The 12423-nt window shown below is 59.3% G+C and carries 7 protein-coding genes; 4 read left to right on the top strand and 3 right to left on the bottom strand.

Translation table 11 applies throughout. The annotated features are described in order from the left end of the window. Positions 1–63 precede the first annotated feature (63 nt). Positions 64–1056 (top strand): metal ABC transporter solute-binding protein, Zn/Mn family, encoded by a 993-nt coding sequence (locus RSSM_RS05505; protein WP_008675444.1) that lies wholly within the window; start codon positions 64–66, stop codon positions 1054–1056. 142 nt (positions 1057–1198) lie between these two features. Here the strand turns inward: RSSM_RS05505 and RSSM_RS05500 are convergent, their stop codons facing one another. Beyond that, positions 1199–2269 carry a TIGR03009 domain-containing protein gene (locus RSSM_RS05500; RefSeq protein WP_044301253.1) on the bottom strand — a complete coding sequence of 357 codons (1071 nt, stop codon included), beginning with the start codon at positions 2267–2269 and terminating at the stop codon, positions 1199–1201. 340 nt (positions 2270–2609) lie between these two features. On the opposite strand from RSSM_RS05500, the gene RSSM_RS05495 reads away from it, so the two are divergent. The 3 genes from RSSM_RS05495 (at position 2610) to RSSM_RS05485 (ending at position 8824) form a co-directional block, all read left to right on the top strand. Continuing rightward, a complete protein-coding gene (locus tag RSSM_RS05495) occupies positions 2610–5405 on the top strand; it encodes a DUF11 domain-containing protein (protein ID WP_008675440.1) in 2796 nt (931 codons plus the stop codon). A 387-nt stretch (positions 5406–5792) separates the two neighbouring features. Continuing rightward, positions 5793–6428, top strand: a complete 636-nt coding sequence (locus RSSM_RS05490) for a sigma-70 family RNA polymerase sigma factor (protein ID WP_236620962.1) — start codon at positions 5793–5795, stop codon at positions 6426–6428. Further along, a complete protein-coding gene (locus tag RSSM_RS05485; RefSeq protein ID WP_008675437.1) occupies positions 6425–8824 on the top strand; it encodes a serine/threonine protein kinase in 2400 nt (799 codons plus the stop codon). The genes RSSM_RS05490 and RSSM_RS05485 overlap by 4 nt, the downstream gene beginning before the upstream one ends. 111 nt (positions 8825–8935) lie before the next feature. Here the strand turns inward: RSSM_RS05485 and RSSM_RS05480 are convergent, their stop codons facing one another. Both RSSM_RS05480 and RSSM_RS05475 read right to left on the bottom strand, forming a co-directional pair. Further along, the gene (locus RSSM_RS05480) at positions 8936–10645 is read right to left on the bottom strand and encodes a hypothetical protein (RefSeq protein WP_008675435.1); all 1710 of its coding nucleotides are present in this window, start codon (positions 10643–10645) and stop codon (positions 8936–8938) included. A gap of 131 nt (positions 10646–10776) precedes the next feature. Continuing rightward, entirely contained in the window at positions 10777–12351 is a 1575-nt protein-coding gene (locus RSSM_RS05475) for an aldehyde dehydrogenase (NADP(+)) (protein WP_144059588.1), read from the bottom strand. Positions 12352–12423: the final 72 nt, after the last annotated feature.

The raw sequence follows: 12423 nt of genomic DNA, 5'->3' as shown, positions 1-12423 counted from the left end.
AGCGTCGCGATCGGGTAGAACATCCTCTTCAGTCCTCTGTCGTTTTTTGGATGTTATCGGATTATGGATCGCTGCCGCTTTCTCGCCACGCTAATCGTATGCCTGATCATTGCGACAGGTTGCCGTCCCTCGGCAAAGCCCTCTGCATCGGATGACGGCGAAGACAACGGTGCCTTGAACGTCGTTTGCACGACCGCGATGGTTGGCGACGTCGTGCGTGGTGTGGGCGGAGAGCACGTGAATGTCACCGTGATGCTGGGGCCCGGCGTTGACCCGCACCTGCACAAAACGTCCCGTGACGACACCGCGTTATTGATGAACGCGGACGTGGTTTTCTATTCAGGGCTGTTGCTCGAAGGAAAGATGACCGACACGCTCGCGCAGATCGGCAAGAGCATTCCGGTCCACGCGTTGACTGAACGTTTCACCGAAGAACAACTGCTTTCACCGGAGGGCCAAGGGGCTCACCCCGACCCACACGTTTGGTTCGACGTTTCGATGTGGAGTTCCACCGCGTCGGTCGTTGCCGACGTTCTCGGTGAGCGGTTGCCCGAGCACGCCGCCGAGTTTCAAGCGGCTGCGAAGGCGTATCAAGAAGGGCTCAAACCGATTACCGAATACGCTAAAGAACGGCTCGCGTCGATCCCGGAAGACCAACGGATCCTGATCACATCACACGACGCGTTCGGTTACCTCGGCCGTGCTTACGGGCTCCGCGTGATGGGAGTGCAAGGCATCTCGACTGATTCCGAAGCAGGCCTGCGCCGTGTGAACGAGTTGGTTGATTTGTTGGTCGAGAAAAAGTTGCCCGCCGTTTTTATTGAGAGCAGCGTTTCTCAAAAGAGCATCGAAGCGTTGATCGAAGGCGCCGCATCACGCGGGGTGACCGTGAAGGTCGGTGGCATGCTGTATTCCGACGCGGCCGGTCCGGGCGGGACCTATGAAGGAACCTACGAAGGAATGGTCGATCACAACATCACCCTCATCGCCCGTTCTCTCGGTGGCGAAGCACCCGAACGTGGGCTCCACGGGAAGTTATCGCTCGAGGAAGAGTAGCCACGGACGAGAGCGTTTTGAAATTCAACGCTCTCAATCCCTGTAGCTGGATTCGCCAAGAAGTCAGATCTGTCACGATCCGAGAATCGTAGCCGGCGTTGGCACGAACGAAGTCTTGGCGACTTCGGCTACGTCGTTTGCTCTATCGACGTTCGTTCGGGGCGTTGCCCGGCGTTGCCATTTGCGGCGGTCCTGGTTGGCGGTAGGTGTTGTGGAACACCTTCCAATCGGCAGGTGGTTTTTCGTCAATGAAGTTTTTCATGAACCGATCGAAGAGGCCGGCCGAGATCGAGTTGCGTTCGACGTTGACGAATTCATAGTGGTCCCATTTCGGAGCCGTCTTGATGTTGAAGTTCGGGGCGTACATCAACAACGCTTCGGGTAGGAACGTTTTTTCGTTGAGTGCGATTTGCACGAGTTTGTATTGAGCCCGGTCGTCTTGGCGTTTCGGGTAAGCTTCGATCAGGATCATGCCCGGTTTAGGAGCTTGGACCTGACGAACCCAGTAACGTTGGACGATTTGGGTGGCGTCGAGGTTAAAGACGAACGGCAGTGGGCTTTCGAAAATTTGTTTGCCACGCATCTCCGGTGGGAGTTGTTGGACGCGGCACTCCTTTTTGCTGTGATCAAACTCGAGCAGTTCTTCGCCGTTGCACACCCAATGTTCACCGAACTGGTTTTGCTTTTCGCTGTACTGCGGGTTGCCTTCTTTCATGCCGTCGAAGGAAACCATCTTGTCGACTTTGAAGAGACCACGGTCCGGCGAGGCGTATTTGATCACGCCGGTGCTCTTGGTCGCGTGAACTCCCGCCGGTGCGGCGAACAGGTCGTAGTGCCAACGTTGGAATTGGCACTCGAGTGTTTTGGTGCCTTTGCTTTGTTTCTCCCACGCTTTCAACATCGCGTTGAGTTGAGCTTGCGATTTGGCGTCGAGTGGTGGAAACGGGGCTTGGTTCGGATCGACCGCCGGGCCGCCATCGGCCGCACGTTGGCCGGCCGGGTTGGCTTGATAGGATTGGCCGGCGGGGGCCTGAGCGAAGGACTCTGTCAACGTTGCCAAGCTCGCGACGATCGTGCATGCAGCGACGATGCCGGTCGCAACGACTCTCCCCCATTGTTCTTTCGCGGATCGAGAGGTGATCGGGTGCGGGTTTTGACTTCCGGCCGACCTGGCGGAGTCGGTGTGGGGGCAGCAGAGGTTCATTCGCATCATCCTTGACGCATCGAGTCGGGGTGGACAGGACGTGACGTCCATTTCTGCAGAACCTAGCGAATCAGACGACTTGAACGAAAGACCGAAAAACGGACGCAATTTCCTCTTGGCACCGGAGGGGGCGATTTGATAGACGCTAACGTGAGCTGATCGGCGATCTGGACGGATGGACGATCGGGCCTCGAAATACAAATCCATTCGAACAACAAACTAAATCGTCCACCTCGACGCCACGGATTGGCACAACGGGTCACCGCGACGGCAGATCACCGATGAAGGGTTCACTTCAAACGGATCACCGCGACACGGGACTCGAGGACACGCGAAAGGAACGCGAACGATGATGGAATTCGGAAAACGACTCTCATGGCGTCTCTCCGGTGGTGTCGCAGCCATCGCGTTGGGAGCACTCGCCGCGGCCCAGGCTCAACGTCAGGACATTAACACTGCCGAGGAGGTGCCATCGCTCGAGGCGCCCGCGTGGGCTGAATCGTTGCCGATGCCGATCGGAGCCGGCCCGGAGGAATCCACCGGTGTGATGCCTGCCGCCTTTGCCGCAAACATGCCATCGACCGATCCGAGTGACGGAGACGGTTGGGGATCGGCGTCGGCAGAGTCCGATGCGATGTCTCCTGTCCTCGTCTCGCAAGTCAGCCACGAAGAACCCGTCGACAACGGTGCGGCGCCCGGCAACGACGGCCCGATGGCCATGCCGGCTCCCGGCGGTTTCAACCCCGCCGGCATGATGGGCATGCCTGCCGAGCCAGACTACAGCGAACCGGCTGACGCACCCGCGATGGCGATGCCGATGATGGGACTGCCCGAACAAGCCGGCGGTCCTGGTGAAGAACCAATGAGTGAACCGGAGTTGCCGCGTTCGGAGCTGCCCAGCCCCGCAGGAATGGGAATGCCCGCGATGGCAATGCCTCAGCCCGGATCGGAGGCTCCCACCGAACAACCATCCGCGGCGATGAGCCAACCGGGGATGCAGGAAATCCAATTCGAAGAAGGTCCCGGAATGGGACCCAGCATGGGACCGGGAATGGGCCCCGCGATGGGTGGCGGTCCTGATGGAAACGCAGGGCAACAGATGAATGCCGGACCTGATATGAACGCTGGCCCAGGCTTTGCCGCCGGACCGATGAACGACCTGCGGATGCAGCAACCTGCCGAAGCACACGGGGACGGTTCGCATGCCGGACCGGCCATGGATTCCGAGCCCGCCATGAATTCCGGACCTGCCATGAATTCTGGGCCTGCCATGGATGCTGGACCGTCGATGTATGGTGCCGGTCCGATGGGCGGCGACATGCCCGTCCAAGGCGACGCGCCGATGGACATGGGCGGACCGGTTCATCCCGCCCCCGCCGCTCAAGGTTTGGTCGGTGATTTCGGCCAGCCGCCAGCACAAACGTTCGGAAACAACTCACTGCGCCAGCCCGCAGGTGGCGAGAACCAACTTCGCTCCGGTGCACCCCGTGGCGATTTGCGCCAGCCCGCGTTGCCGTCGTTGCCCGAACCGAGCATGGTTCGCGATTCGGCAGGCCAGGCACCATCGGTGTACGGCCAGCAAGAGCCTTATGGTCAAACTCAACCGAACAACCAAACACCTGCTCAGTTTGCCGGTCACCAACGCGACGGACGTTCGGCGATGGGACTTCCGAACAACATGAACCCGAACCAGGGAAACGCAGGGGGCTATGCTCCTGAACCGTATCTCGCCGGCGGTGGTGACCCGATCGCGATCAGCCAACCGGGCGACCGTCGTCTCGAGGGCGTGCAAACGCCGAGCGTTGTGATTCACAAACGGGCTCCCGCCGAGGTCAAAGTCGGGCGACCGGCAACTTTCGTGATTCAAGTTCGCAACGTCGGAACCGCCGAGGCTCTCGGCGTGCTCGTGCACGACCGCGTTCCTGCCGGTATGAAGCTCGTTGACGCCACGCCACAACCGGTCATGCAAGGTGACCTGCTCGTTTGGCAACTCGGTGCGATGCCTGCCGGTGACGAACGGTCGATCACGATGCAATTGATTCCACAGGAAGAAGGCGAACTCGGCAGCGTGGCTCGCGTGACCTTCGAAGCCGCCGCTTCCGTCCGAACACGCAGCACGCGTCCGGAATTGAAGGTGACCCAACGTGCCCCCGCAAAAGTCTTGATCGGACAACAACTCGAAATCGAACTCGAAGTCGCCAACGTCGGCACGGGAGAGGCAACGGGCGTGATCCTGCAGGCTGACGTGCCACCGGGCCTCGACCATCCGCGCGGTCGCCAACTCGACAACGCTCTCGGATCGCTCCGTCCTGGCGAAGTCCGCCGTGAAGTTTTGCGGATGCGTGCGGCCGAACCGGGCATGGTCGAAAACGTCGTACACCTAGTCGCCGAAGACGCCGAAGCGGTTTCGCATTCGGTATCGGTGGAAGTCGTCGCGCCGAATATCAACGTGGCTCTGACGGGACCTTCGCGTCGCTTCCTCGAACGTCAAGCGACCTACATGGTTAACATCGAAAACCGCGGCACCGCTCCGGCGACCAACGTTGAGATCGTCGCGCGACTCGATCGCGGGTTCACCTTCGTCGGAACGGAGAACAACGGACATTACGATCCGAATCGCCACGCCGTGCTGTGGTCGATTGTCGACTTGCCTGCCGGTGACGTCGCCACGGTTCCGGTCACGTTGTTGCCAGTCGAAGCTGGCGACCAAGTCATCCGATTGGAAGCGAGTGCGGACTTGAACGCACGCAGCGAAGTGGAAAACACCGTTTCGGTGGAATCGCAAGCTGAGTTGACGTTCTCGATCGCCGACACGGCTGACCCGATCGAATTGGGCAGCGAAACGACTTACGAGATCAAGGTTCGTAACTCGGGATCACGCAACGACACGAACGTTCAAGTTCAAATGTTGCTGCCACCGGGAATCGAAATGCTCGGCAGCGATGCCGATGCGGGAACCGACGGACGCGGCGGTGTGATGTTCGCACCACACGGCAACTTGCCCGCTGGCGAGGAGCTGGTTTACCGCGTCAAAGTCCGCGGCGTCCAACCGGACACCCACGTGATCAAAGCGGTCGTCACGAGCGACCAATCCCGAGTGCCTGTCACAAAGGAAGAAAGCACGATGGTCTACGCGGATCGCTAGTAGCGAGTCACCATCGAGAATGAGGGTTCCCGGCCGTAGCGAAAGTCGCCAAGACTTTCGGTGGTTCTTGGCCGCAGCCGAAACTCTTGGGAGTTTCGTTACTCAAGGGTTGAGCTTTGACGGACCATCAGGTCGAAATGGAGAAGCAGCGATCTGCCCACGTAGCTCGGTCTTTCCAAGACCGAGTATCAGAGCTTGGTGGGATGCTGAGCGGTGGGTGCGCGAGTTTTTGAAAAACTCGGCTACGTGGGCGGCGTTCCGCCTCCTCATCACAAACGCTCTCTGCGTTGTAAGATACTCCCACAGAACTTTTGAAAAATCTGTGGCGGTTTTTTGGTTTGGCCGCAACCAGTTTCTTACGCTCCCGTTTCTTCGGCACCGCTCGCTTTGGAAAATTTATCTCAATCTCAGCATTCGCAGCCTCCGTCGCGTATGGAGCGTCTGATTGATGCTGCGCGGTCCGGTGACGCTGACGCGTTGGGAGAACTGCTCAACAACTATCGAAAGTACCTCGTGTTTCTCGCTCGAACCGGACTGCACCACCACATGCAGGGCAAAGCGGATCCGTCCGATATTGCTCAGGAAGTCTGCATGGCGGCGCACGGGAACATCGCGGAGTTCCGTGGCGAGTCGGCGGAAGAGTTCGCCGGTTGGCTGCGAGGGATTCTGACCAACACGATGGCGATGCACGTTCGCAAGTACCTCGGCACGGCCAAACGCGATCCTCGGTTGGAACAACGACTCAACCAGAGCGTCGCCAGTGCGACCGGGTTCCTGCAATCGCAACTCGCCGGCAACGAAACGTCGCCGAGTCAAAACTTTGCTCGCAACGAAGCGTTCTTGCAACTCGCCGGTGCCCTCGAAGGTTTGCCGGAAGACTATCGACGCGTGATCGTTTTGCGGCACGTCGAAGGGTTGCCGTTCGCCGAGGTGGCTCGCGAGATGGGACGGAGCGTTGACAGTGTCGAGAAATTGTGGGTGCGTGGGTTAGCGAAGCTGAAATCAACCATGAGTGACGAATGAGCGAACTCGACGAAACCGATGACGGTCGCGTTGTCGCGGCGGTGAAAGATTACATGCGGATGCTCGATGCGGGAAACGCACCGACGACCGATGAGTTTCTGCAACAGCACGCGGACATCGCCGGTGAACTGCGCCCGTCGCTCGAAGGCCTTGCCATGGTGCATCGTGTCGCTGAACCGGCGCCCGCCACGGTCGTGGCCCCGGATGCGGAGTTCACTGCCAAACCGATCGGTGATTTCCAGATCGTCGGTGAACTCGGCCGAGGCGGCATGGGCGTGGTGTACGAAGCGATTCAGTTATCCCTCGGTCGTCACGTGGCGTTGAAGGTCCTGCCGTTTGCCAGCGGTTTGGATGAGGTGCGTTTGCAACGTTTCCGAAACGAAGCCCACGCCGCTGCGGCGATCCATCACACCAACATCGTTCCCGTCTACGCCGTTGGCAGCGACCGAGGCATTCACTACTACGCGATGCAGATGATCGACGGCAGCACGTTGGCTGAGTTGATCGAAAGCATGCGCGAGAGCAATGCGTCTGCGACTATCGACGACACGACCCCGGTCGATTCCACGGTCCAACCTCGGTACAAAAAAAGTCCGTCGATCACGAGCATGCGGCGGCCGAGCGATCCATCCGCGAGTCCCGTGTCTACGAGTCCGATGTCCGCAAGCCCGATGTCGGCGATGGCCAAGGACACAATCTCGCGACACACGACTGTCTTCAACAGCAACGCGTCGGCTCGTTCGAAATACTATCGAACCGTGGTGAGGATGGCGCACCAAGCGGCTTCGGCAATCCATCACGCGCACCAGTACGGTGTGGTGCACCGCGACATCAAACCGGCAAACTTGTTGATCGATTCGGCGGGCAAGATTTGGGTGACGGACTTCGGGCTCGCTCAAGTCCAAACGGAGGCTTCTCATTTGACACGGACGGGCGACCCGATGGGGACGCTCCGCTACATGAGCCCCGAGCAAGCGGCCGGGCAGCGGGATGAACTCGATCACCGAACGGACATCTATTCGCTCGGCGTCACGCTGTATGAACTGTTAACGTTGCGACCGGCGATCCAAGGCGATGGGTATCGCGAGATGCTCAATAACGTCGCGTTGCATGAACCGCCCGCACCTCGTTCGATCGATCCTGCGTTGCCAATCGAGCTGGACACGATCGTGCGAAAGGCGATGGCGAAGCTCCCCTCGGAACGCTATGCCAGCGCGGGTGATTTCGCCGACGACCTGCAGGCTTGGTTGGACGATAAGCCGATCACGGCAAAGCCTCCGACGGTGATCGAGCGGTTGGCAAAGTGGCGTCGTCGCAACAGCGGACTCGTTGCTGTCGCCGGAGGTCTGTTGTTGTTCGCGTCGCTCGGTTTGTTGATCACGACGTTGATGATTTGGCGCGAGCAACGGCACACGGCCAACGCGTTGCAGCGAGAAATGCATCAACGCGAGCAGGCTCAACGCAGTTTCCAACAGGCACGAAACGCGGTCGATACGTTTAGCAATCTCAGCGAAAGCGAGCTGGCGTATCGCCCGGATCTGCAGGACCTGAGGCGGAGTTTTCTGGAAACGTCGCTGGCGTTTTACCAAGACTTTTTGGACGATCGGGCCGACGATCCGACGCTCGCACCGGAACTCGAGGCAACCTCGGCGCGGGTCTCTAAGATGCTCGAAGAATTGCAGACTCTCGAACGAATCGGGCCGCTGCGGGCGTTGGGGGATTACCGTGTCCGCCGCGAAATCGGGATAGAGCCCACGGTCGCGGATGAGATCGAATTGGCGGTCGAGCAGTTCCATCTGCAACGTCAAGCGATGGGCGGCGACACGATCAACGAGTCGGGCGACGCGAACGATGAGACGTCGAAATTGGCTCGCGATTTCAATGACTACGTGAACGAACGGATAACGCCGCAGCAGATGAAACGACTGCGTCAAATCATGGCTCAGCAAATGTTGCCGATCACGTTCAAGTCGGCGTACGTGGAGCGGGAACTCGAACTCAGCAGCGAACAGCGAGACGCGATTAACCGGATCATTGAAAACACTCGCCCCCGCCGCGGCAACGGGCGGGAAGGGCCAGGCCGAGGAGGGCCACCACGGTTCGGAGGCCCCGGTATGAACGGATTCAGCTTTGGCGGGTCGACCAGAGGAGGCGGCGGGCGTGGCGAATCGCGAAGAGATCAGGAAGTGGGCGAACGTTCGCGAGGCGGCGGCCCTGGGAATTGGAACGAACCGGGTGAGCCCAATGGAGATCCCGAACGGTATCGCACCGTGTTGGAGTTCGAACGGACGAAGTCCATCGCCGCGCAGAACACGGTCAATGAGATCCTGAAGATTCTGACGCCCGAACAAAGGTTGAAGTGGGACGATGTGATCGGCGAGCCGTTCGAAGGCTGAGTCGCGATGCGTTGGTGTCCACGTAGCTCAGCCTCTCCGAGGCTGAGAGGCCTGGACCGCGGGTGTCGATTCCGCGTCTCGGAGAGACGCGGCTACGTGTTGCCAATGGCGCTACCGCGACGCGTCCAAGGTCTGCGCGATCAGAACGTTGAACGCCTCTTCGCTGACTTCCTCAGGGACGTCTGATTGGCGGAACGGTTCGCTTTCGATGATGCCGGCCAGTTGCGATAGAACGCTGATCGGGTCATCGATCGTTTGCAATCGAGCGGCACTGATCTTGCCCTGATAGATCTGCGAACCGAGTGATTTCAATGCCTGTTTGTGCTCGTCGATCAACAACGACGATTCGTTGATCATCTTCGCGAGCACGGCGAGTTCGTTTCGGTTGCCCTCCTTTCCGGCCGACGCCATCGAGCCGACCATTGATTGAAACAATGCAAAGCTCGCCAGTTCACGATGGTTGTTGCTCATCGGCATCTTCACGCTCGCGAGCATGCTTGCTAACTCCGAGGAAGCACTCTCGTCATTGCCCGACGGTTGCGACGGGGGTTCGCGTCGTTGGGCGAGAGCGTACAGATTGCTGTTGCGATCAAACGACTCCTGCAGTTCCTCTTCGATTTCCCGAAGATACGTCCGCAACATGGTTTGTTGGTTCATCGTCAAACCATCCAGTTCCGTTCGCAGTGTTCGATGCAAACGACGCAGGTACAGCGAACATTTGGCGTAGCACATCGAGAGGGCACCCGAGTTTTCCTCCGAGTACTGGGCGATCTGTTGACGCAGTCCGGCAGCATCGCGACGAAGATCCCGGTGTTGGAATACCGTCGGCCAGACCGCTGAAATATCTTCGGACCGGCGTCGGCGTAGGGCTTCGGTGCGTTCTCGGTTTCGTGCCTTCGACTCTTCATTCTCCTTCGATGTCTGTTCCTCTTTGAGTGCTTTCAACGCCCAGTACAACGCGGCCCGTTTCTTCTTCAGGTCCATCTCGTTGGAGAGCGTTTGTTGAATTTGCTCGATCGCTTTACCGCGTTCGATTTCACCGGCCCAGTAGTTTTGATGGATGGTCGAGATGGCCGTAATCACATCGGCTTGGTTTTCGGCCATCGCGACGAGGTGATCGAATTGGTTCGTCCCGATCCCGCCTCGGGTGCGCGTCATGAATTTGCGACGACGCAGACCGGATTGCAGATACGTGACGTATTTCTCGTACGCCCGGTCCGACTCCGCCACGTCACCGATTTCTGCCGCACGCGATAGATCGATGGCGGTTTTCAATGGCGACGACGGGATGCGAGTTGTTAGTTTTTCCGCATCGGTCGCGAACTGAATCAATTCCGCTCGGAGCGTTGGGCTCAGTTCGGCGTTTTCGATCCGTTCCTTTTGCAAATGAACTCGTTCTGTGTTGCCAATCGCCGTCGCCGAGATCACGCGATCGCGAAAGACGTTGACCATCATTGGCACGGAACTGGAAAAGTCCTCCGCCGAAAGTGTCAACTGGCGCGGTGCCAGAACGCGAAAGGCATCTGTGTCCCCGAGTTGTTTGCGAACCGACGACGGCAGTTCGCCGATAATGCGGTCGATCCGTTGTGGATCACCGGACGCGTACGCGTGAACCATCGCCGACACCGCGAGGCCTGTGGCAACGTCAGGCAGCTCCGCCGAGCCGTCAAAGCGTTCGGCGAACGACAGCATTTCCTCGGGATCGGCCGATCGAAGCGTGTCGCCGATCATTCGCAATTCGGACTTCTCGTCCGCAAAAGCGAACCGGCATACCGGCAGCAGTCCGAGCAGGATCAATGGCAACAGGAAGCGAACAGGCATCGGTTGGGCTCGATCGACAGTGGTATTGAACGGGCGGAAGGAGGTAAGAAGGAACTCCGGCCCCGTCGCAATTCTAGTCGAGAACCCCCCGGATGTCAGTTCGCAGACTCCTTCGTTCGCCTCCGGTGCCTTCATTCCCAAACGGGCAGTTCGTCCACCGGCCAATTCTGGTAGCAGACCGGGCGGACGAAGCGGCGGAGGCTCGCGAAGCCCACCGAGGTGCTGTTGCCGTCGAGACTGGCGGGGTACGGACCGCCATGCTGCGTCGCGGGGCCGATCTCCATTCCTGTCGGCCATCCGTTGTAGACGATCCGTCCCGCGAAACGCTCCGCGATCCTCAGCCAACGTTGGACGAGCGATTCGTCATCCGGTCCCCGATGAATCGTGGTGGTCAATGAGCCTTCGAATTGATTGGCGATCGCGAGCATCTCGTCTTCATCGCGGTAGCGAACGACCAGCGACACGGGCCCGAACGTTTCACCGTGCAGTAAGCCGCTGTTTGGTGAGGATGAGTCATCGCCGGGCAACATTGCGGTCGCCCCGTCGACAGTGAACAGATGAGGCCCGCGGTGCCATGGCCCGTGGGAAGAGGGCCCTTCGCCTTCGTATTCTCCTTCGTGGATGCTGTCGATTTTCTCATTGGAGCGAAATTGCGCAACACCACGATCGAAGGCGTCGGCCACCGACCCGCTGAGCAGCGGCAACGGCGGTTGTTGTTTCATGACTTTGACGACGGCGTCTGAAAAAGGGGCAAGCATCTTTTCCGGGACGACGACGATGCCCGGTTTTGTGCACATGTGGCCGTTCCCGAATCGCAGCGACTCGGCGAAGCCTATCGCGATTTCGTCGAGACGGTCGTTCAACGCCGACTCGGTGAGGAAGACGGGGTTGGTCGAGCCGAGTTCGGCAAAGATCGGAATCGGTCGTTCGCGAGCCAAGATTGCTTGCGCGAGGGCCCGTCCACCTTGTGGGCTGCCGGTGAATCCGACCGCCGCGACCGCCGGATGCTGGACCAGTGCGACGGAGGTTTCCGGACGATTGCCATGCAGCAGCGAAAAGGTTCCTTCGGGAAACTGCATCGCCTCGACTGCATCGCGTGCGACGTTGCCGAGGAGGTCACACGTGCCGGCGTGCGACGGGTGCGACTTCACGATCACCGGGCAACCGACCGCGATGGCGGAGACAAAGTCATTGCCGACCACCGAAATGGCCAACGGGAAGTTGCACGCACCGAAGACGGCAACCGGGCCCACCGGTACCAACCGTCGCCGCATCTCCGGCCGCGGCATGATCACACCAGGAGCGATTTCGCGATGGGGATCACCCTCGGCAACCTGACGCTCGTCCCAGTAACGCTCGCGGGTGAGACCGGCGAACGTGCGGAGTTGTCCGGTCGCTCTCCGGAATTCGCCCATGACCCGTTCGGGGAGGTAGCCGGTTTCTAAAATACATCGCCGCACGATGTCGTCGCGACGGGCATCCATCCCGTCCGCGACTGCCTCGAGCAGTTGGGCACGTTGGTCCGGCGATGATTCGGACATCCAATCGGCGGCTCGGGCGGCCTGGTTCGCAGCAGCGTTGATTTGCGCCGGTGTCGATTCCAAAAAATCCGGTTGGATTGGTTCGCCAGTTGCAGGGTTGTGCACGCAAAATGTTTTCGACGGAGAATGGCAAATGTCATCGTGATGTTGTGGACGTTCGATCATGTTTACCTTTCGATTGTGAAGATCGTTGCCGCGAACGTGCCCGTTCGAAGACATTTCATGGTGACAATTGCT

The sequence above is a fragment of the Aporhodopirellula sallentina SM41 genome, assembly GCF_000346505.1.
Lineage (GTDB): Bacteria > Planctomycetota > Planctomycetia > Pirellulales > Pirellulaceae > Rhodopirellula > Rhodopirellula sallentina.
The sequence above is the reverse complement of the archived record's forward strand: the minus strand, read 5'-3'. Positions and strand labels throughout refer to the sequence as shown.